The following is a 22,773-nucleotide window of genomic DNA, read 5'->3' as shown; positions in this document are numbered from 1 at the left end:
AACAGATGCTTTCTTTGCCGGAGAGGGTCGCGTTTCTGTTGTTTGCGCTCGTGACGGGTGCGATTGGGGCGCATGGGTTTTATCGCCTGGGGCGGCGGATCGGTGCGGGCAGAGCCGATACGGATGCGCGTTGGGACCGGCTGCCGGGGCGGGCCTGGTATGCGCTGGTCACGACGCTGACGCAGCGACGGACATTCCGCAAGAGGCCATGGGTGAGTTCCTTTCACTCGCTGATCTTCTATGGGTTTGTGTTTTATCTGCTGGTCAATCTGGTGGATGCTTTAGAAGGATTTTTTCCGTTCACAATCTCATCAGGCACCGTGGCGGGTGGGGCTTATAACCTCTTGGCGGATGTGCTGAGTGCGCTGGTGCTGGTGGGCGTGGTGGCTCTTGTGCTGCGGCGGTTTCTACTGCCGAGCCGCAGGGACTTCAGCTTCAATGAGCGCACGCTGCTGCATAAGGATGTGAAGGAGCAGTACGTCACGCGAGACTCGGTGATTGTGTCTGTGTTCATCCTGTTTCATGTGGGGAGCCGGGCCGTTGGTGCAGGGGCGAGGATAGCGGAGGATGGGGCGGATCGGTTGCAGCCTTTTGCTACGCTGCTTTCCCATCTGTTTACGCCTGGCGATGCTCATGTGTGGCAGGTGTTTGGGTATTGGGGTGCGCTGGGGAGCGTGCTGGCTTTCCTGATGTACTTTCCCCGATCAAAGCATATTCATATCTTCATGGCGCCGCTGAAGTATGTCGTCGCGAGGCCGGTGTCTTCTGGCGTGCTACCGGCGCTTGAGTTGAATATGGAGGCAGAGGAGCCGAAGCTTGGGGCGAAGAGGCTGGAAGATCTGGCGTGGCCTCGGCTGCTGGATGCTTATGCGTGTATCCAGTGCAATCGGTGTCAGGACGTTTGTCCTGCTACCGCGACAGGGAAGGCTTTGAGTCCTTCGGCGCTCGAGATCAACAAGCGGATGGAGTTGAATGAACTGAGCCGCAATGTGAAGGGGTTTGAGCAGGGAGAGGCTAGTTCGAATCCGTTGCTGGGGTTGGTGCTTTCGGCTGAGGCGGCTTGGGCTTGTACGACGTGCGGGGCCTGCATTGAGGTGTGTCCGGTGCAGGATGAGCCGATGCTGGACATCATCGATATACGGCGGCAGCAGGTGATGATTGAAGGCGAGTTTCCGGCACAGTTGCAGACGGCGTTTCGTGGGATGGAGCGCACGCAGAATCCGTGGGGGATCAATCATGAGAAGCGTATGGACTGGGCCGATGGGCTGAGGGTCAGGACGACGGACGAGAATCCTACGCCGGATGTGTTGTTCTGGGTAGGATGTGCGGCGAGTTATGATCCGCAGTCACAGAAGACGGCGCGGGCGTTCGTGCAGTTGCTGGATCATGCGGGCGTGGACTTTGCGGTGCTGGGTAAGCGGGAGTGCTGCACGGGTGATACGGCTCGGAGGGCGGGGAACGAGTATCTCTATCGGCAGCTTGCGGACAAGAACGTTGCGACCCTGAATGAGGTGAAGCCGAAGCTGATTGTGGCGACGTGTCCGCATTGCATGAACTCGGTGGGCAAGGAGTATGGGCAGATTGGCGGCGACTTCAAGGTCATGCACCATACGGAGTACCTGGAGACGCTGGTGGCGAGTGGGAAACTGCAGGCGGATATGGGGACAGCGACTGTTACATATCATGACCCTTGCTATTTGGGCCGGCATAACGGGGTCTATGATGCGCCGCGCAATTTGCTGAACGTGATCAGTAACGATGTGGTTGAGTTGGATCGGAACAGGGAGAACTCGTTCTGCTGCGGGGCGGGCGGGGCGCAGTTCTGGAAGGAAGAAGAGGCGGGCGACGAGAGGATCTCGGACAACCGCTTTGGCGAGGTGAAGCGGCGGCTTGAGGGGGCGGAGGAGAAGGTGCTCGCGGTGGGGTGTCCGTTCTGCAAGAGCATGCTGGAGAGCACGCCTTCAAAGGGTGCCGATGCGATTGCGGTGAAGGATGTTGCGGAGTTGCTGCTGGAAGGGGTGCGGAGGCGGTCGCCGGTTGAGGTGGCTGTAAGTGCGCTTGTGGAGACTTCGCAGCCGGTGGAGGCGATGGTTATGAGCGAGGAGGTGACGCCTGATGCGGTCGCAGTGGAGGAGCCACCTGCTGTGGTTGAGCCTCAGGCTGAAATGCCGGCTACGGAAAGGGCTCCACGGAAAAAGTGGGTGCCGAAGGGTGCGACCGTTGATCCTTCGGTGCCACCAAAAGAGGCCGAGGAGACCCCGGTTGCGCCGGTCTCCAGCGACGCACCCAAGCGAAAGACCTGGACGCCGAAGCGTGCGGCTGGATCGCCGCTTGAGGAGAAGAAGCCGGATGATCCGGAAAGTTTGGGATAGGGTTTGTTGGCGGGTCGTTTGCGTTAGGCTTAAGGAAACATGTTGCAGGGAAGTCTGCACGGAACAGGAAGAAATCGTATGAGCTCACGTCGCGAATTTATTCAGGGGACTGCTGGTGTTTGTGCTGCTGCATGGCTCTCATCGGCTGCTGTGTTGGCAGAGCCTTCTGCGCAAGAAGAGGAAGTGCTGCGCTGGGTCGATCCACGGATTGGCACGGGCGGTCATGGCCACTGCTATCCCGGTGCTTCGGTGCCGTTTGGTGCTGTGCAGTTGAGCCCGGACACCTTTAACGATGGCTGGGATTGGTGCGCGGGATACCATGTTTCCGATAGCTCCATCATGGGCTTCAGCCATACGCATCTCAGCGGCACTGGCTGCGGTGACCTGCTGGACTTCCTGGTGATGGCGGGTACGGGGCCGGCGAAGATCGTTCCGGGTACGCGGGAGAAGCCGGAGGATGGCTACCGTTCACGCTTCAGCCATGAGGACGAGGTGGCGACGCCGGGGTACTACTCGGTGCTGCTGAAGGACTACCAAGTTCGCGCGGAGCTGTCCGCGACCGAGCGTGCGGGTATCCATCGCTATACCTTCCCTGCGAGTGATGAAGCTTACCTGATCCTCGACCTGCAGCATGCCTATCTGGATGATGGAAAGCCCACCGTCGTCTCTTCGGAGTTGAAGCGGATAGGGCCGGATACGTTTACTGGCGGCCGCGTGACGAAGGCCTGGGGCAATGGGCGGCATGCTTACTTCTCCATGCAGCTTTCCAAGGCTCCAACGCGCGTCGTCTATTACAGCGATGACAAGGAAGTGCCAGCGGGCGCGTTGGAAGGAAAGAACCTGAAGTGCGTGATGTACTTCAAGACGAAGGCGCAGGAGACGATCCTGGTCAAGACCGGCATCTCCGGCGTCAGCGCGGAGGCTGCAGGCAAGAACGTCAAGGCTGAGATTCCCGCGTGGAATTTCGAAAAGGTTCGGAGCGACGCAAGAGCGAAGTGGAGCCGGCAGATCGGCAAGATTCAGGTGACCTCCGCGAATGAGGCGCACAAGCGCGTGTTCTACACGGCGCTTTACCATATGTCGCTGGGGCCGACGTTGTTTGACGATGTGGATGGCACGTATCGTGGCATGGATCAGCAGATGCACACGCTGCCTGCCGGACGTCACAACTACACGACCTTCTCCGCATGGGATACGTACCGCGCAGCCCATCCGGCGTATACGTTGATTGAGACGGAACGTGTGCCGGATTTTGTGAACACGCTGATCCGCATGGCGGCGGAGAGCCCGCAGGGGATGCCGGTATGGCCGCTGCAGGGTTGCGAGACGGGCACGATGACGGGCTATCACTCGGCCGCGATCATCTCTGAGGCGATCAACAAAGGCTTCAAGGGCATCGACGAACAGCTTGCCTACCAGGTGATGATGAAGCGTGCGATGGTGGATAACTATCGTGGCTTGGGCTACTACCGCAAGATGAACTATATCCCTGCGGATCTCGAAGATGAATCCGTCTCGAAGACGTTCGAGTACTGCTATGACGATTGGGCGATCGCACATGTGTCCAAGAAGCTGGGCAAGAGCGACGATGCAGCGTTGCTGGTGAAGCGGTCGACGAACTATAAGAACTACTTCGATCCGTCGGTCGGCTTTATGCGGCCCAAGCTTCAGGACGCATCGTTTACAACACCTTTCAACCCCATCGACATGGGCCACATGAAGAAGTGGCGCGACTATACGGAGTCAAACGCATGGCAGACGACGTTTGCTGTGCAGCATGACCCGGCGGGGCTGATCGCTCTGTTTGGTGGACGTGAACCCTTTCTGGCCAAGCTGGATGAACTCTTCACGACTGCATCCACACTGCCCGCGGATGCGCCACCGGACATCGCCGGGATGGTGGGTCAGTATGCGCACGGCAATGAGCCCTCGCACCATATCGCATACCTGTACGTGTATGCGGGCGCGCCGCATAAGACGCAGGCTCGCGTACGCAGCCTGATGGAGACGATGTACTCTCCGAATCCAGACGGGATGCAGGGCAATGAAGACGTCGGCCAGATGTCCGCGTGGTTCCTGTTGAGCGCGTTGGGCTTCTATCCGGTCGATGCGGTCAGCGGCAATTACATCCTGGGCTCACCGTTGTTTGAGCATGCAACCGTCAATGTGGGCGGCGGCAAGAAGCTTGAGATTGAGGTGAAGCGCAGCGATCCTGCGCACGCCTATATCCAGGCCTTCTCGTTGAACGGCGAGCCGCAGCAGAAGGCATGGTTCCACCACAGCGACATCGCACAGGGAGGGAAGCTCAGCTTCCAGATGGGTCCTGAGCCAAACCTCACCTTTGGTGCGGCGCCTGAGGTTGTACCGCCTTCGCTCACGCTCTAGCAGCGCTTATTCGGCGAGGACCGCCTTCGTAAGATTGCGAGGGTGGTCCACGTCGATGCCGCGATTGATGGCCATGAAGTACGACAGCATCTGGAGCGGGATGACCTCGCAGATGGCGAGCAGAGGCTCCGGTGCTTCGGCAACGGAGATGACCTGGGTCGCAACAGCCGCCACTTCCTGGTCGCCTACGTTGGCGATGGCGAGGATGTTCGCGCCTTGCGTGCGCATGTCCCGCATGAGCTGAACGACCTTGTCGTAGCGCTGAACCGAGTCCGCATCCGAGCGATCCACGGTGGCGATCATCACGAGCGGAATTCGTTCGCTGACGAGAGCGTTGGGGCCGTGTTTGAGCTCGCCGCTGGGATAGCCCTCTGCGTGAAGATAAGCGGACTCCTTCAGCTTGAGCGCGCCTTCACGAGCGACGGGATAGTGGACACCGCGTCCCAGGTAGAGAAAGCTCTCGGCTTCTTTGAAGTGATCTGCGGCAGCGCGGGCTGCGGTCTCCCATCCTTCCAACTGGACCTTGATCGTGTCCGGCAATGAGGCGAGTTGTGCGAGGCGCGTCTTAAGCTCAGCGGCGTCGATTGCCTGCTGCGACTCCGCGGCGAGCAGGGAGAGAAGCTGCAGGTTGAGGAGCTGCGCGGTGAAACTCTTGGTGGCGGGAATGGCTCGCTCCCGGCCAGCCAGTGTGCAGAAGGACGCGCTGGCCTCACGAGCCATGGTGGAGTTGATGACGTTGGTGATGGCTAGCGTGGGGTGGCCGGCTTCATTGGCCTTGCGCAGAGCGGCCAGGGTGTCCGCTGTCTCGCCGGATTGCGAGATGACGAGCAGCGCGGCGTTCTTGGTGGCGCGCTCCGGGCGGTAGCAGTACTCGCTTGCGTACTCGACGTCTACAGGCGTGCCACAGATGTCTTCAATGAGGATCTCTGCGATCATGCCGGCGTGGCGGCTGGAGCCGCTGGCCGCAATGACGATCTCCTTGTTGGCCGCTACCAGCCATGTACGAATGGGCTGGCAGACCTCCTCACGGAAACCGTCAGGGCCGACGTAGCGGTCCAGTGTCGCGGTCAGGGAGTCAGGTTGTTCGTGGATCTCGCGCAACATCCAATGTGGGTACGGGGTGGGGCTATCTTGCTGTGACATACGCTCTTTCCTGGGGCTGGTTGCTTAGGGTCAGACGAGCTCTGGTGGTGCAATCGTCGTTTGTGATGCGGTCTCGACACTCTGCTGGGGACGATGGCCGGATAAGCCGAAGTAGATGAGGTAGGCGTAGCAGCAGAGGACGATGAGGAAGCTCTTCTGGTAGCCGAAGGAATCGGCGAGGAGGCCCTGGATCTCCGGGATCACGGCTCCGCCAACGACCATCATGATGAGGATGCCGGAGCCCTGGCTGGTGAAACGTCCAAGGCCCTTGACAGAGAGAGGGAAGATGCAGGGCCACATCACGGAGTTGAAGAGGCCGCAGACGACGATGGCCATGGAGCCCACCATTCCGTGCGCCAACACTGCCGTGGCCACTGTGATGAAGGCCAGGATGGCGACGAAGGTCAGGGCCTTGGCGGCGTCGATCTTCTGCAGGGCGAAGGAGCCGATGAAGCGCCCGATCATCGCGCCGCCCCAGTAGAACGAGACGTAGCGGGCAGCGGCTGCGTGGGTCATGCTGCCCATCGACGGTTGGCCGAGGTAGTTGATGAGCAGACTGCCGATGGCAACCTCAGCGCCCACGTAAAGGAAGATGGCAACAGCTCCCAGGCGCAGATGGCGGAACTGCCACGCGCTGCCGTCGAGCGGTTCGGCGGCAGCTTCGGCGGTTGGTTCCAGCAGCCGGGGAAGTGGAACGAACCTCGTAAGAATGGCCATGAAGAAGGCCAGAGCCGCGAGAATCATGTACGGCGTGCGGACAGAGGCGGCGAGTTGCGCTGCGCTGGCTCCTGCCGCGATGAAGATGAACGCCGCGCCCACCTTGGGTGCGCTGGTGCCGGCAAGGGAGTTGAAGAAGCCCGCAATGTTGAGGCGGGCGGCAGCCGTCTCCGGCCGGCCCAGTGCGCCGATATACGGATTGATGGCCACCTGCAGCAGTGCAAGTCCGCTGCCGACGACGAACAGCGCAAACAGAAACAGCGGATAGAAGACGAGGATGGAGGCGGGCAGAAAGAGCAGGAGGCCGCAACCCATCGTCGCAAGTGAGAGCACGATGCCGTTCTTATAGCCGACCCGGCCGACGATCCAGCCTGAGGGTACGGACATCAGAAAGTACGCGCCGAAGAAGGCGAATTGCACCAGCAGCGCGAGGAAGTTTGAGAGGTGAAAGAGATCCTTGAAGTGGGGAACAAGGATATCGTTCAACGCGGTGATGAAGCCGATTCCGAAGTACAACGAGACCATCAGCGTCAGCGGCACGGCGAAGCTGCCCTGGGTGTTGGTTGTCTGTGATCCCGTTTGCAGGCTTGTAGCAGCAGCCATCGATCCCCCATCCCGAGTTTCAGGCCCGGAGATGAAACTTTATCATTCACTGGTGCGCGGAGCGTTTCTTTTCAACGCCAGGTGTCAGCGATCCTTGCGGTAGAGAAGCTCTCGCATGGCGGTACGGCGTGCCTCGTTGGCTTCAGAAAGGCTCTTGCGTTCGTCGGCGTCCATGCGTTTCTTGGTGGCTGGCTCTTCCTCTTTGGGGGCGCTGCATTCGGGACAACGATTGGCGAAGCCGGGTTTATCGGGCTTCAGTTCAAACTCTTCAGAACAGACAGCGCAAACTTTGATTGGGAAAGCCATCTGATTATTTTAGATGAAGCGGCGCGGTGTTTTCTTCCGGCGCGTCATGCATCTTGGCGACGAGCGTCAGGGGCAGGCCCTCTTCCTCAGCGCGGCTCAGATGTTTGCTTTGTCCCACGCGCTGCGAGCTATAGATCCCGGCATGACCGGAGAAGAGGTAGCTGATGACGCAGGCGATCCCCGCATAGGCACCGGCTTCGCCGCCAAAGAGTTCGACTGCCATGAGCGTGGACGCAATGGGAGTGTTGGCTGCGCCTGCGAAGACCGCAACGAACCCCATCCCGGCCATTAGCGAGGACGGCAGCGGGATCAGGCGGGAGAGCGCATTGCCCAGCGTGGAGCCGATAAAAAAGAGTGGGGTGACCTCTCCGCCTTTGAAGCCCGCGCCGAGCGTGATGGCGGTGAAGATGGACTTGGCGGCAAAGTCATAGGCAGGCAGCCTGGAGTGGAACGCTGCAACGATGGTCGGGATTCCCAAGCCGATGTACTTCAGCGTGTGAGATGTGCCGAGCCCGAAGACTGCAATTGTCACGAGCAGACCGCCGGCGACAGGACGCAGCGGAGGGTTGACAATGTACTTCTTTGCGAGGTGAGAGACCGCATGGGTCAGTCTGGCGAAGCACATGCCTGCCAATCCGAAGATCGCACCGGCGATCATGGCGTAGGCGACGCCGCGGATGCTCATGGTGGGGACATCAGTCACGGTGTAGACGGTGTGATGGACCTTCCAGGCCCGCGTCACCAAGTCCCCGACGAACGCGGCCATGAAGCAGGGCGCGATGGCCTCATAGCTGAGAGTGCCGATGGCCAGGACCTCAAGGCCAAAGATGGCACCGGCCAGCGGCGTCCCGAAGACCGACGCAAAACCCGCGCTGATGCCCGCCATCAGGAGGATGCGGCGGTCGCGCGGAGACAGGCGGAACGGTCGCGCAAGTTGATCTGCGAGCGAGGCTCCAGTCTGGATCGCCGTGCCTTCACGTCCTGCAGACCCGCCAAAGAGATGGGTCATGAAGGTGCCGATCAGGATCAGAGGCGTCATCCGGACTGGGATGGTCGCGGTGGGACTGTGGATCTCTTCCAGGATGAGATTGTTGCCCGCCTCAACCGAAGTGCCGAGCCGCTTGTACATCTCGCCCACGAGCCAGCCGGCCGGAGCCAGAAACAGGATCAGCCAGACATGCTTTTCGCGCAGGTCGGTCGCATAGTTCAGTGAGATAAGCAGCAGCGCCGAAGCAGAGCCGCCCATGATCCCCACAAGGGCGGAGATTGAAATCCAGCGGGCAAGTTCGATCAACAGGGAAAGCTGTTCAGATGTTGTTTGGCGAATTTTGAGCAAGAGTCCTCCTACGAGATGTAGGAGTCATCAGCGCCGGCTTTACAGCCGGGCATCGTAGGCGAACCCCATCGCCAGGATTGTGATCAAACGATAGCAGGATGCAGAATCCTCGGTCAATCAGGCCGTGTAGGTTCGGCCCAGTCCAATCTCCGCGAGCCCTTTGCGATACGTGATGGAGCTTCGGTCGGCAGGGAAGTGCGCCTCAGCCTGCAGGTCGATCGGCAGGTCCTCCGGGAACTGCTGTTCGACGATTGCGATGTCCTCGGCAAAGACCTGATAGTTGAAGTCGAGCGTCGCTTCTATGGGTGCGTCGAGATCGAAGTTGCGGCAGATGGGAACGAACAGGCGCGTCTTGCGTGCGGAGACCGGCGACGCCGCGTTCATGATGTGCAGCAGACCGCCACCAGGGAACTCCACGGTGAGCTTCGCGACAAAGGGTCGAAAGACCTCAAAGCGGCGGTGCCATTGGAAGCCGGGCGGGTTCAGGTGCTTGAAGCCATGGGAGTAGTTGCTGACGCTGCTGATGTAGTCGGCAACAAATCCCTGCGGAGTCTTCGTCACCTTATAGTCAGGGACGACCGGGTTATCCGGCTCACCGAAGCTGTCCTTGTGGACGAAGGCGAAGTGGCTGACGTCCAGAAAACCTTCCATCTGGCGCCCCGCCGAAGCGTTGATCAAGACGCTGTCCGGGAGCACCTGGAGGTAGCCGGGCTCGTCCCACTCCTTCATCTCCGGCAGCGGGAGCGGGCCGTTGTCCACCAGTCGAACCCAGACCAGGCCGTAGCGCTCCTGCGCCTGGTACATATCCAGATGGAGCCGCGGCGAGATGGCACCGCCAGGGTGCGCCGGAATGCAGACGCAGCGGCCTTCCTTGTCGTATCGGAGGCCATGGTACTTGCAGATGATCTCGTCGCCTTCCACATGGCCCAGGCTCAGCGGCACCCCACGGTGGTAGCAGATATCCCGCGCCGCGGCGACCGTTCCATCCGAAAGCCGATAGACAACCACACGCTCATCCAGCAGGCGTGAAGCGTAGGGCTGATGCGTGACCTCACGGGAAAATGCAACGGGATACCAGAATGGAGCGAGCGCTCTCCAGTCAGACTCGGTAAACGTGCAGTCCCGAGGCATCACCGACCGGGGCGGCGCGTCAGCGACCAGCAGATCAGAGGCAGGGATGAAGGAGGTGGAGGTCGCCATGCATCATTATGAGCGTAGGCGACCCCGCGAATCAATCGGCAATCGTCTAAGCCGTCTTTACAAATCGCATCGCAGCCGAGTTCATGCAATAACGCAGCCCGGTCGGACGGGGGCCGTCGTCGAAGACGTGGCCAAGATGTGCATCGCACTCGCGGCAGGAGATTGCGGTGCGCTCCATGCCCATGCTGCCATCGTTGATCTCGACGATGTTCTCCTTGGCGATGGGCTGCCAGAAGCTCGGCCAGCCGGTGCCTGACTCAAACTTCGTCTCTGAACTGAAGACCGCGTTGTCGCAGCAGATACAGCGGTAGAAGCCCTTGTCATGGTTGTTCCAGGTGCTGCCACTGTAAGGACGCTCCGTGCCCGCACGCCGAGCGACCTCAAAGGAGATGGGCGCGAGCTTCTGCTTCCACTCAGCGTCGGTCCGAACCACACGCGGAACGGCTGTCTTCCCAACCGGCTTGCCGGCATCGGAGAACTGAACCACGGTCACGGTCGGTGGATTCCCGGCTGCGAACGCGAAAGAAGGACGCCAGGCGGCAACGCCTGCCACGCTGGCTGCGGCAAAGAGAAACGTGCGGCGGCTGGGCCGCTGTGAAGAGTTTGATTGCGAAGACAGATTCTTGATCATGATAACTCCCTTATAAATACGATCACGGTAGTTGGACGGATGTTTTCATCCGAAGGTGAACGAGTAAGCCTGCACGCCGGGGACGAGAAACTCGATGCGGAAGGTACGATCCTGCACCTTTCCTTGCTGCCGAATCAACTGGTAAAGCCGGTCTGAGGTGACTGTGCCGTAGCCATCTGCGTCCGTGTCCATGCCATGATCCGCGCCGGGGGCTTTCCCGTCAATCGTGACTCGGAAGCGGATCGGCTTGCCAGCCTTTGACGGCCCCAGCACCAGGTGAAGATCACGCGCATGAAAGCGGTAGACGATGGCGCTTGCCGGAGCCAGCGACGTAGCGATCTGGCGCTCGTCCTGCCATTGCCCGGCGAACGCCCACTCATTCAGCTTCAGCGTCGCGGGAGCTTCATAGGCCTGCGGTTCGTTCTGGTTGAAGCCGCCCGGAGAAGCGAAGTGTTCCGCCCGGTGATAGCCGACGTAGGTCTCCGGCGACTGCACATCATTTGAGTCCGCAGCCGCTTCAGCACCGGAGGCCGAGATCTGCGTCGCGCTCCCCGGCAGCGGCTTGTGATTGGCCTCTTCCAGCAGGCTGCGAATCCAGTTCTCGGACTCCTCATAGCCGCCTTCGCCGAAGTGGTGATAGCGCACTTTGCCGGTGGCGTCGATGAAGTAGTGCGCGGGCCAGTACTCGTTGTTGAAGCTGCGCCAGATGCGGTAGTCGTTATCCATGGCGACGGGATAGGTCACACCAAGATCCCGAACGGCCTTCCTGACGTTGGACTCATCCTTCTCAAACGGGAACTCCGGCGTATGCACGCCAATGACGACCAGTCCGCTGTCCTTGTACTTCTCGTTCCAGGCCTTGATGTAAGGCAGCGTCCGCAGACAGTTGATGCAGGAGTAGGTCCAGAAGTCGATCAGAACCACCTTGCCGTGGAGCGCCGCCAGCGTCAGTGGTTGCGAGTTGATCCACGCCGTCGCACCGGATAGATCGCCCGTTGGCACAGTGTCCGCCGCCGGAGGAGCGCCGCCAGCCGCCATCATGGCGTTATTGCCTGACATCGCCGGCTGGTTTGCCGCCATCATGGCATTGTTGGCTGCCATGGCGGGTTGGTTTCCAGCCATCATCGCGCCGCTTCCGGCCATCATCGCGGTACTGGGCGCGATTGCCTCGTCTTTCGTCGCGGTCTCGGCCTTCTGCGGATGAAAACGGTCCAGAAGCCCTTGCTCCAGGTTGGCCGTGCTGGACAGGGACAGGCGCGTAAGAATTCCGCGATCCAGACCAAACGTCACCGCAACCACGCCCGCCAGAACAGCAACACCCAGGATGCGGCGAATCCACTCCTCAGCACCCAGCGAGCTTTTCATCGCCGCAAAGACCTTGCCCCCGGCCAGCAGCGCAAGGGTGAGGGAAGTCGCCGCACCCGCAGCATAGGCCAACAGCAGAAAGACCGTATGAACACTCGCGCCGCCCAGAGCCGCGCCTGTCAGGATGAGCCCCAGGATCGGCCCCGCGCAGGGTGCCCACAGCAGACCGGTCCCAATGCCCAGCAAAAATGAGTTAGCCATGCTTGGCCCGTCGTCCGTGGTTCGGGAGAGGCGGTTGCCAAGCTGAACGATCGGACGGCTGACGCGCTCGGCCAGCGATGAGAAGAGCAGTGTGAGCCCAAAGATCCCGAACAGAACTAGCGCGGCACCCCGACCGAACTGGTTCGCACGCACTGCCCATCCACCGCCCACGGTGGCCAGGCTGGCGACCAGCGCGAAGGTCAGGGCCATGCCCGTCAGCAGCGGCAGACCGCTCTTACGGAAGGGCTGGTCGGAGCGCGCAAAGACGAACGGCAGCACCGGGAGGATGCACGGGCTGAGAATGGTGAGAATGCCACCGAAGTACGCCAGGAAAAGCAAAAGCATGATGCTCACCAACTCCTTGTTCAACTACTGAAGGTCTGACGGCAAAACTCTGTATAGGTTACGGAAGCTGGGTCACTTCGGTTTCCCGGGGCCTTTCAGCCTGGATGCTGCTCCATGTAGGAGCCGGCGATGCGCGCCGTCTCTTGCAGCAGCACCCGGTCGTCCTCTCCAAAGGCTGCAGGGCTGTGGCTATCGATGTCGATCTCGTCCATGACCTTTCCATTTACATTGATAGGCACCACGATCTCAGACTTCGTCTTGATGGAGCAGGAGAGATAGCGCGGATCTGCGTTGACATCGTCCACGATTACCGTCTCTCCCGTAGCCACCGCGGCTCCGCAGATGCCCTCCGTCACAGGGATGCGGACGTGCGGAGTAGGATCGCCGACGAAAGGACCCAGCACCAGAGTCTCAGGATCGTCGGGATTGAGCATGTAGAAGCCGGTCCAACTATAGTGCGGCAGTGCGCTCGATTGTCCTTCGACAATGCCTTGTTGCAGAGCATAGAAAGAAGTGACTGAGGTGGCGAGCTCGCTGAACTGCTTCAGCAACAGAGAATGGATAGAAGATGGTGCGTTCAGCATAGTTCCTAGTATCTAACAGGAACAACTTGACGATCGCGGTGAGGGCCCGGAGCTGATTTGACCTAGGCAAGCTTGAGAGACGAAATCGCTCACTGTGTCGTATCGGAGGCCCACACGTTGTTACTGTTCGTTCGGTCGGGAAAAGCAATCTTCTTCCCATCTCGCGACGGAATGCCCCAGAGAGGTACCGAACTCTTGCGTAGCACTTTGACATGGCCGACCATGTCCAGGTTGACCAGTTCAAAACCATCCCTGGTTCTGCATTGAACGAAGAGGGAACGACCGTCGGCAGCCCAATTTGAGCCCAACAGCGCTCCATGTCCGACCAGCGGGAGTTCGCTGGGGCTTTCTTCATTCCGATTGCCCAGAGGCACGAGGTGAATGCTCGGATGAACGAGGTCGTGATCGGTGACTGAGAGGGTGGAACCGTCTGGCGAAAGGCCCCAGTCGCCCAGCACGATGGGATGCCAGGGTGTCCGTGCGAGCTCCCGACCAATGCCCGTGACGGGATCGAGCGCATGGTAGACCAGCTCCGTATTGTCGATCGTCTCACGCAGGACGCAGGTTCCGCTGGCTGAGACAGGGCATAGAAAGTCCTCAATCTGACCGCTGACCGGAACCTGCGCTGCCTCGCCCCCGGCTACCGGAACGCGGAAGATGCCACTTGGTGCCGCAACATTATTCGAGACCTCAAGGAACATGATCCAGCGGCCATCCGGAGAGGTCTGGGCCATGGCGGCGCCGGTTGGAAGCTTCGCGACAAGCTGAGATTCCGGGGCGTCCAGCGGGTTTTTGAAGATGGCCCACGTGCCCAGCACGCTGCTCTCAGATAGAACAGCTTTACCATCGGGCGTCCACGCGTGCGGATAGCTCTCCTCCACCTTGTGAGGAAGCTCCCTGATGTTGTCGAGCGTTGGGCCGGGGAGATGAAGGTCCGCAACGAAGACGTTTACGGTGGCGTAATCGAGGGCAAGGGCGATCCTTTTGCCGTCGGTCGAAGCGGACAGCGCCCCTCCATAGCCGCTGAAGGTCTGCAACTCCTGCGGTTTTTCCAGTAGTTTTCCGGTTCGGGGATCGGTGTGAACCATCATCAGTCGCGTCTTGCCGGAAGCCGGGTTTTGCGATCCAGAGATCGGGAAGTAAAGACGCCCATCTTCAAGGAGATAGCCCGAAGGGAAGGCTAGACCGCTCTCATGGGTCAGCACCGCACCGGATCGAGCGTCGATCGACTCATAGCTGTCGAGGTCCGGTGATGTGGTGTGGCGATCGGCCAGGAGATGATCACCGGTGGAAGACCAGATCAGATAAGTAAAGCTGCCTCGTGCATCGGTCAGTAGTTTGCGCGGGTTCTCACCGCCGGCATCCGCCACCCAAAGCTCCGTATTGTTATGCCGCGTATAGGCGACGGAATCTCCAGTTGGGGAGACGGTAGCCAGATCGGCATCGTCCGCGAACGGCCGCAGATAACCTTCCCAGAGAATCGCGCCCAGGACCTGGTGCCGCCTGGTTTGTGTGTCCGTTCCGCTCAGCAGGAGCTGCTTTCCATCCGGAAACCAGGAGATACGGCTGACCTGGAAGAAAGGTCGCGAGGGGAGAAGATGGTCGGTGCCTCCGAAGGTGTGGATGGAGACGCCGGCCCGGTTGCTGAAGGCGACTGAATTCCCGTCGGGTGATACGGCCACCGCTGAGATGGTTTCACCGTGCGCAGTCAAAGTGACCGGGCGAAGATGAAAGGGCAGCGAAGCTGTCTTCGTCACCGGCATCGCGGCAGTAGCCGATCTTGCCCGGGTAAGGCGCAGCAAGAAAAAGCCGCCGGCGATGACCAGTAATACAAGGCTGCAGACTGCCAGCCATCCGCGATGGGGAATGCTTCGAGCGTTGGACCGGGTGACCGGAGCCGTAGGCGTTTCAGCGATCGGAAGTGATACCTCGTCCACCTCCGAGGGCGGGACGGGTGTCTCTTCAACTGGAGGCTCAGATTTGGCAGGAGCTTCCGGCAGGGCGGGTGCCGGCGAAGGAGCAGCGGCGATCTCAGCCACAAACCGATAGCCGAGTCCGATGACGGTCTCTATATACTCAGCCGAACTCTGAGGATCGCTCAGATTGGCGCGCAGGCGATTGATGGAGGTGTTGATGCCGCTCGAGACATCGATCGTGCCGGTGTCGACCCACAGGTGGGCCGTGATCTCGTCCCGGGTGATCAGCTCCCCGGGCCGCTCCAGAAACAGATTGAGCAGGCGCAGTTGAGCGGCAGGCAGCTTGATGAGATGTCCCTGCCGACGCAGTTCCTGGCGGCGGAGATCAAAGTCAAAGGCTCCGAATCGCACCTTGGATTGTCTCGAAGATGAGTCAGCGTTCACGTGCGTTGTCTTAAAACCAGGTCAGAGATCATGGCAGGTTGTCCTCGGTGCTGACAACAAAAGGGTTGCAAGGTTAGATCGAAGTTAGATCGATTTTAGCCGGAATTCATGGCCGTGTCGCGCACAGTCGCTTAGGGTTTGGCAACAGAGCTATATCCAGCAAAGCAGGGAAGGCGGCATTGCATCCGCCATGCCCTCCGCGGCGTTAGCCGGCTCTACTCCTTGTGCGCCCGCTTTCCTGGAGCGCGTAACCGCCGAGCGCAATGACTTGTGCGAGGCAACCGGGCCCCCAAGTTTCCAACCAGTCTGAGGCTCACGTCATGATCCATTGCATCGCTTCCCTGTCAGGTTCTGTTCTTCACCGCATCAAGCTGTCCGTGGTTTGGGGTCTTGCCACACTCTTGCTCCTGGCGGGCGGAGCACAGGCCGCGAACGCTCAGTTGAGCGTTGCGGTGGGGACTACGAGCGCGACGCAGACTGCGACGGTCTCCGTCACCAGCCCGGCTATGACCGCCTCCACCACGGCGAGCGCGATCTCCGTGGTGACGCAAGGTGCGGCTGGGTTGGACTTCAACTTCGCCAGCGGCGGCACCTGCGCGGTCTCGACGACGTATCAGGCGAACTTTGAATGCACCATCAAGTACACGTTCAAGCCGCAGTACTCCGGTCTGCGCTTTGGGGCGGTGGAGCTGAAGTCGACAGCCGGCGTGGTGATGGGTACGGCGTTAATCTCTGGCGTAGGCACCGGCCCGCAGCCCATCTTCCCGCAGGCGACGGTCAACACCTTGCCGGGAACCTACAGTCAGCCGAGGTCGATCGCCCTGGATGGGGCTGGCAACGCTTACATCGCCAACTTCGGAAACGCGAACGTCCTTAAGGTTCCGGTGGGCTGTACGACCTCCGCCTGCGTTACGACCCTGGAGACGTTCAGCGGACCTGCTTCAGTAGCAGTGGATGGCGCCGGAAACGTCTACGTTGCCGACTTCAATCTCAACGAGGTGCTCAAGATCCTGGCCAACTGCACTTCGGAGTGCGTGTCGACGTTGGGAGGCGGATTCAACGAGCCCATCGGAATCGCGGTCGATGGAAGCGGAAACGTATTCGTTGCAGACTTCGCAAACAATCAGGTCAAGGTGATTGCCCCAGGCTGTACGTCCGCGTCCTGCGTAGAGCCGCTGGGAAACGGCTTTAGCAATCCGCAGGACATTGCGGTGGATGCGAGCGGGACGGTTTACATTGCGGATTACGGCAACAGTCTCGTCAAGTCGATGCCTGCGAACTGTAACTCCTTCGTTGGCTGCACGATCACCACACTCGGTGGGGGATTCAGCTCTCCGTCGGGTGTCGCGGTGGATGGAAATGGCAACGTGTACGTCGGTGATTCCGGCAACAATGCCGTTGAGGTGATGACGCCTGGCTGTACTCCCGCGAATGCAAGTACATGCGTGACGACGCTCAACGGTACGCTCAGTGGTCCCATTGGGGTGACGCTGGATGGAGGCGGGAACGTCTACGTTGCGGACAACGGCAATAATGCGATTCGGGAGCTGCCTCGGGCGACCGCAGCGCCGTTGAACTTTGGGTCAGTGAACGACGGCGGGACCAGCGCCCAGCAGACCGTGACCCTGACCAACTATGGCAATCTGCCGCTGACGTTTCCCGTGCCGTCTACCGGGGTGAATCCCAGCTTCTCGTCCGGCTTCGCGGTGGGAAGCGTGGGTGCGGGGGCGTGTCCGAACGTGAGTGCCGGCGGCTCCGCGGGAACGCTTGCTGCGAACGCGAGCTGCGCGCTGAACATCACCTTCGCGCCACTCGCCCCGGACAATGGCGCCGTGACCGGAAGCGCGACCTTGACCGATAACAGCGCGGGCGTCCCGGGACCGACCCAGACGATCGCCTTGAGCGGAACTGCCACCGATGTGGCTCCCGTCATTACTTCGATCTCACCGACCGATGGTCTGCCGGCCGGAGGGACCACGGTCACGGTCAACGGTACTATCTTGAACACGATTACCTCAGTCAATTTCGGCGGCACGGTAACGACCAACTTCCATATTGTGAGCGAAAGCCAACTGACGGTGGTCTCGCCGGCTGAGGCGGTCGGAGTCGTGGATATCCAGGTGCAGAATCCCGATAAGCTGAGCGCCAAGACCACGGCGGACCAGTTCACCTACAGCAATACCCTCCTGAATGCGATCACCTTTCCGGCATTGGCCAACGCTGCGCTGGGAACCACTCCCCCTACGCCGGCTGCTACGGCGACCTCGGGGCAGCCCGTCACCTACAGTTCAAGCACGCCGACGGTCTGCACGATCGCGGGTAGCGCCATTACCGATCTCAAGGTGGGTACCTGCACGATCGCGGCGTCGCAGAGCGCAGCGGGGCACTATGCGGCGGCGGCTACCGTCTCGCAGAGCTTTCAAGTGATTGCGGCGCCGACAGTGACTGGAGTTTCCCCGTCGAGCGGACCGCTTGTCGGCACGACTGTGACGATAACAGGCACCGACTTCGGCAGCGGAGCGACCGTGTCGTTTGGCGGCACGGCTGGGAATGGTGTCACGGTGATCAGCGCGACCTCGCTGACGGTGAGTGCACCGGCGCATGCTGCCGGCACAGTGCATGTGACCGTGACGGTCTCGGGCGCGACGAGCGTGACGAGTGCGAACGATCAGTTTACCTATGCACCGCCGACGGTGACCGGGGTCTCGCCGTCCTCAGGCATAACAGGCGGAGGAGAGACGGTCAACATCACAGGAACGAACTTTGGGGCCGATTCGCAGGTCATCTTCGGCGGTGTCGCGGCGACGTCCACTTACAAGAATTCGGGTTTGATCGTGGCGACTTCTCCAGGGGGTTTCGTAGGCACCGTCGACGTAACGGTGACGTCAGGCGGGGTGACGAGCGTGACCAATTCGGCCGATCACTACACCTTCCTTGTGCCGACCGTCACGGGAGTCTCGCCGTCCTCAGGTTTGCCCTCCGGAGGAACAGTCGTCACCATCACGGGAACCGGTTTTTCGGGCGACGTGTTGCCCTACTTCGGCAATAACGTTTCGACTGAATTCTTTATAAACGGTCCTACTTCCATCACGGCGACCACCCCGGCGGGCGCCTCGGGTACCGTGGATGTGACGATACAGGCAAACGGTGGGACGAGCGCAACGAGTGCGGCGGACCATTTCACCTACGGCACTTTGCCAACGGTGACGGGAGTTTCCCCGCTGTTCGGGCCTCCAGCCGGTGGAACGAGCGTCACCATTACAGGAACAGGCTTTGCCAGCGGGGCGACGGTGTCGTTTGGCGGTAAAGCGGCAACAGGCGTGGTCGTCAACAGTTCGACCTCCATCACGGCGGTCGCTCCGTCGGGTTCCGGCAGCGTGGATGTAACCGTGACGGGGGCGGCCGGGACGAGCCAGGCGAACACCTCTGACGAATTCGGTTATTTCATCCTTGTGAACGTGGGCTCGACGAGCGCGACCCAGACGGCAACCGTGACGATGACGACAGCCGGCACGCTGGGAGCGATCGACGTGCTGACAACCGGACAGCCGAACCTGGACTATGCCTTTGTGACCGGTGGTACCTGCGCAACCGGCACGGCTTACGCCGCAAACGCGACCTGTACGGTGAAGTATTCCTTAAAACCCAGAGCCCCGGGCATTCGCAACGGAGCCGTGCAACTGATTGCATCGGGAGGGACGAGTGTTCTTGGAACCACGGTGATCACTGGCCTGGCGACGGGACCTGCGGTGATGTACCCCACGAACCAGAGCCTTGCGATCCTGGGCAGCGGGTTCAACCAGCCTTACAGCATGGCGGTCGACGCAGCGGGCAACGTCTACGTCGCTGACTTCAAGAACAATGCGGTCAAAGAGATTCTTGCGGCGGATGGCAGCGTACTGACGCTGGGCAGCGGGTTCGCCTCTCCCACGGGCGTCGCGGTGGATGGAGCGGGCAACGTGTATGTCGCCGACTTTGGCCACGGTGCTTTGAAGGAGATGCGGGCGGTGGGCGGCAGCGTACCCACAAGCAACCCACAGATCGCGACCCTCGGCCCCGGCAAGTTCATCGCGCCTCTGGGTGTGACGGTGGACGGAGCGGGCAACGTTTATCTCACTGACGCTCAGGCGGGCACCGTGTGGGAGATCGTTGCATCGACTGGCAGCGTGAACGCGCTGGGGACCACGTTCAGCAATCCGCATGGCATAGCCGTGGACGCGTTTGGGAATGTCTTTGTCGCGGACTTCGGCAACAATGCCGTGAAGGAGATCGTGGGGGCAAGTGGAGCTATTGTGACGGTGGGCCCAGCATTCACTACCCCCAACTGGGTGGCGATTGATGCGGCGGGAGACGTGTACGTCGCAGACGCAGCGACCGGGACCGTCAGTGAGATGGTGGCGGTGAATGGCAGCATTCCGTCCAGCAGCCCGACGGTTCTCACGCTGGGACCCGGGTTCACCTCACCCACCGGCTTGGCTCTGGATGAGGCCGGGAATGTCTATATTGCGGACAACGGTCCGAACACGGTCTACAAGTTAGCGACGGCGACGCCACCGAGCTTCACCTTTGCGGCCACCAGCGTCGGAAGCACGAGCGCTGCGCAGAGCTTCAGCCTGCAGAACTTCGGCAACGAAGACCTGGTGCTGAGTGTGCCCGGCAGCGGAAAGAATCCGGCCATCACCTCCGGCTTCACGTTGAATGCAGCCTCCAACTGTCCGCTGGTGAGTGCGGGAGGAAGTACGGTTGCGCTTGCGGAAGGCGGTTTCTGTACGGAGTCCATCAGCTTCAAGCCGGTGACCGCCGGGTCTGACATCGGCTCACTCACCTTCACGGACAACGCCTTAAACGTTACTTCCGCTACCCAGGCGATCAGCCTGATCGGGAGTGGCGGAACTCCGACGGTGACGGCGGTTTCCCCAGCAAGTGGACCGGCCACAGGCGGAACCGCCGTGACGATTACAGGAACGAACTTCGTGACCGGCGCGACGGTGTCCTTCGGTACTACGGCGGCGACCAACGTTACGGTGATCAGCGCAACCCAGATCACGGCCCTCTCTCCTGCCGGCAGCGTGGGCGTGGCGGACGTCACCGTGACAAGCGGAGGTGGTACATCGGCAACTGTTACTGCCGACAGGTTCACCTATACGGCCATCGCGTCCACGATCACCTTTCCGGCACTGGCCAATACAGTGATCGGAGCGACGCCTCCGGTCTTGAAGGCTACCTCCAACGCGCCTACGCCCATCACGTATAGCTCAACCACGCCGCTGGTCTGTACCGTGGCCCTGGGTGTCGTTACCGATCTTGCGGGCGGGACATGCAGCATCACGGCATCGCAGGTTGCAAGCGGCATCTATGCTGCGGCGACGCCGGTCTCGCAGAGCTATACGGTGACCGTGCCGCTGCTCTTCATCGCGGGAAGCGGAAGCGTCGGATCGCTGGCCGGCAACGGCAATATCACCTCCTCTGCCACCAGCGGCGGCGGGATCGGCGCGGCCGTCGACTCAACAGGCTTTGTCTGGTCGATCGACGCCAGCGGGACGGGAATCTCACGCTTCACGTCTCTCGGCGCGAAGGCCAGCGACTTCACCAGCGTTGGTCTCGTCGGGGCTTCGGCGCTCGCCATCGACGGCAACTCTCAGGTCTGGGTCGCCAACAGTAATGGCACGGTTACGGTCCTGTCGAGTGTTGGCACGGCGGTCTCCACAACGCAGGGAAGTACGACTGCGGCGCCCACAGGCATCGCCATCGATATCTCCGGCAATGTGTGGATCACCAACAACGCAGCCAACTCGGTAGACGAGGTCATTGGCGGCGCCGTGCCCACCTCGCCATTGTCTACGTCAGTCACAAAAAACACGACAGGAGCCCGCCCATGATTCGCAACATAACCTTCAGCCTTGCTCTTACCACCGCACTCCTCTTGACGGGCTGTGGCGTGGGCCCTGTTTCGACCACGCTTGTACCCGCGCCCGTGTCCATTGCAGCGGGGCAAGCCAAGGGTATTGTGATGGGAGGACAACAACCAGTGGCCGGCGTCGCGCTGCAACTCTACGCGGTCGGCGTGACGGGCTATGGATCAGCGGCCACGCCCCTGTTCACGCCGGGTGCGGTGAAGACCACGCCTTCAGGCAACTTCACCTTTCCGTCGTTCACCTGCCCGGATGCGAACTCGATGATCTACCTGGTCGGGACCGGTGGCCAACCGATCGCCGCGGTGGGGAGCATCGCAGCCATCACCAATACGAACCTGGCGCTGATGGCAGGTCTGGGCACATGTTCCAATCTCGGCGGCAACGCCTTCATCGACATGAATGAGCTGACGACGGTGGCTTCGGTCTGGGCTCTGTCGCCCTTCATGACCGGCATCTCCAATATCGGCTCGCCCGCCAACACCGGTAATCCGCTGCTCCCATCCGCGGGCCTGGTCAATGCCTTCGCATCGATCAACAAACTTGTAGCCGTCAGCACCGGTACGGTCGTCGCGTCTACGACAACCGTGACGCTCCCCACCGCCAAGATCAACACACTCGCCGACATCCTTGAGAATTGCGTGAACTCCGCAGGCAGCAGCTACAGCGGCTGTAGTGGTCTGTTCAGCCTGGCGGGTGGCTCTGCAACGACGGATACCGTAACGGCTGCTCTGTTCATCGCTCACAACCCCTCGCTGAACGTAGCCAGCCTCAACCAGATGCGCTCCGCTTCGCCGGTCTTCCAGCCGCCGTTGGCCGTGAGCTCTCCGCCCAACGACTGGTCCATCGTGCTCACTTATAAAGGCGGCGGTCTAAACGCACCGCAGGCCATCGCAGCGGACCAGTCCGGAGATGTGTGGATCGCAAACTCGGGGAATTCGAGTGTATCCGAGTTCAGTCCGACGGGCGTAGCGCTTTCACCAACCGCAGGATTTACCGCGGGCGGCATCGACTCACCCTTTGCGCTTGCTGTCGATCAGAGTGGTTTTGTGTGGGTGGCAAACTCCGGCAATAACACCATCACCAAACTCACCTCAGGCACAGCGGGCACGGCGTTCGGAAGCAGCGCCACGCTGAACACGCCAAAGGGCATCGCCATCGATGGCACAGGGAACGTGTGGGTGAGCAACTCCGGCGGCGCCAGCGTAAGCGCATATACCCCTTCAGGAACCGTGATCGCTGGTTCGCCTTACCAGGGAACCGGTTTCGTTCAAGCTCCAGTCGCCATCGCAGTCAACCCGAAGTAAGGAGCA

At 60.7% G+C, this 22,773-nt stretch carries 13 protein-coding genes and 1 riboswitch; of the genes, 4 read left to right on the top strand and 9 right to left on the bottom strand.

The features are described from left to right. Positions 1–5 precede the first annotated feature (5 nt). Positions 6–2,372, top strand: coding sequence for a (Fe-S)-binding protein (locus tag ACIX9_RS10890; protein WP_013580542.1), 2,367 nt, complete (start codon positions 6–8; stop codon positions 2,370–2,372). Positions 2,373–2,450: 78 nt separating this feature from the next. Beyond that, complete coding sequence (locus ACIX9_RS10885) at positions 2,451–4,757, top strand: GH92 family glycosyl hydrolase (protein ID WP_013580541.1); 2,307 nt, start codon at positions 2,451–2,453, stop codon at positions 4,755–4,757. Positions 4,758–4,763: 6 nt separating this feature from the next. Here ACIX9_RS10885 and ACIX9_RS10880 read toward each other — a convergent pair whose 3' ends face one another. The 9 genes from ACIX9_RS10880 to ACIX9_RS23770 all read right to left on the bottom strand — a co-directional run bounded on the left by ACIX9_RS10880 (position 4,764) and on the right by ACIX9_RS23770 (position 15,515). Further along, positions 4,764–5,900: an SIS domain-containing protein gene (locus ACIX9_RS10880; RefSeq protein ID WP_013580540.1), complete on the bottom strand. Its 1,137-nt coding sequence runs from the start codon at positions 5,898–5,900 to the stop codon at positions 4,764–4,766. Positions 5,901–5,930: 30 nt separating this feature from the next. Then, the gene (locus ACIX9_RS10875; protein WP_013580539.1) at positions 5,931–7,220 is read right to left on the bottom strand and encodes a sugar MFS transporter; all 1,290 of its coding nucleotides are present in this window, start codon (positions 7,218–7,220) and stop codon (positions 5,931–5,933) included. 84 nt (positions 7,221–7,304) lie between these two features. Beyond that, positions 7,305–7,526, bottom strand: a complete 222-nt coding sequence (locus tag ACIX9_RS10870) for a hypothetical protein (protein ID WP_013580538.1) — start codon at positions 7,524–7,526, stop codon at positions 7,305–7,307. A gap of 4 nt (positions 7,527–7,530) precedes the next feature. After that, positions 7,531–8,820, bottom strand: coding sequence for a voltage-gated chloride channel family protein (locus tag ACIX9_RS10865; protein ID WP_232298696.1), 1,290 nt, complete (start codon positions 8,818–8,820; stop codon positions 7,531–7,533). 53 nt (positions 8,821–8,873) lie between these two features. After that, a riboswitch (Fluoride riboswitch) is annotated at positions 8,874–8,944 on the bottom strand. A gap of 35 nt (positions 8,945–8,979) precedes the next feature. Then, positions 8,980–10,062, bottom strand: coding sequence for an aromatic ring-hydroxylating oxygenase subunit alpha (locus ACIX9_RS10860; RefSeq protein ID WP_013580536.1), 1,083 nt, complete (start codon positions 10,060–10,062; stop codon positions 8,980–8,982). Positions 10,063–10,108: 46 nt separating this feature from the next. After that, complete coding sequence (msrB, locus tag ACIX9_RS10855) at positions 10,109–10,693, bottom strand: peptide-methionine (R)-S-oxide reductase MsrB (RefSeq protein ID WP_013580535.1); 585 nt, start codon at positions 10,691–10,693, stop codon at positions 10,109–10,111. A gap of 45 nt (positions 10,694–10,738) precedes the next feature. Beyond that, the gene (locus ACIX9_RS26900; protein ID WP_013580534.1) at positions 10,739–12,604 is read right to left on the bottom strand and encodes a cytochrome c biogenesis protein DipZ; all 1,866 of its coding nucleotides are present in this window, start codon (positions 12,602–12,604) and stop codon (positions 10,739–10,741) included. A gap of 95 nt (positions 12,605–12,699) precedes the next feature. Next, positions 12,700–13,188: a GAF domain-containing protein gene (locus ACIX9_RS10845; protein WP_013580533.1), complete on the bottom strand. Its 489-nt coding sequence runs from the start codon at positions 13,186–13,188 to the stop codon at positions 12,700–12,702. Between the two features lie 89 nt (positions 13,189–13,277). Then, a complete protein-coding gene (locus ACIX9_RS23770) occupies positions 13,278–15,515 on the bottom strand; it encodes a winged helix-turn-helix domain-containing protein (RefSeq protein ID WP_157477485.1) in 2,238 nt (745 codons plus the stop codon). A gap of 353 nt (positions 15,516–15,868) precedes the next feature. Between ACIX9_RS23770 and ACIX9_RS23765 the strand changes: the two genes are divergently transcribed. Together ACIX9_RS23765 and ACIX9_RS10830 are read left to right on the top strand one after the other, a co-directional pair. Beyond that, positions 15,869–21,427, top strand: coding sequence for an IPT/TIG domain-containing protein (locus ACIX9_RS23765; RefSeq protein ID WP_013580531.1), 5,559 nt, complete (start codon positions 15,869–15,871; stop codon positions 21,425–21,427). Then, positions 21,424–22,767 carry an NHL repeat-containing protein gene (locus tag ACIX9_RS10830; RefSeq protein WP_013580530.1) on the top strand — a complete coding sequence of 448 codons (1,344 nt, stop codon included), beginning with the start codon at positions 21,424–21,426 and terminating at the stop codon, positions 22,765–22,767. Before ACIX9_RS23765 ends, ACIX9_RS10830 begins: the two co-directional genes overlap by 4 nt. The last annotated feature ends 6 nt before the right edge of the window (positions 22,768–22,773 follow it).

The sequence above is a fragment of the Granulicella tundricola MP5ACTX9 genome (assembly GCF_000178975.2).
GTDB classification, from domain to species: Bacteria; Acidobacteriota; Terriglobia; order Terriglobales; family Acidobacteriaceae; genus Edaphobacter; species Edaphobacter tundricola.
The sequence above is the reverse complement of the archived record's forward strand: the minus strand, read 5'-3'. Positions and strand labels throughout refer to the sequence as shown.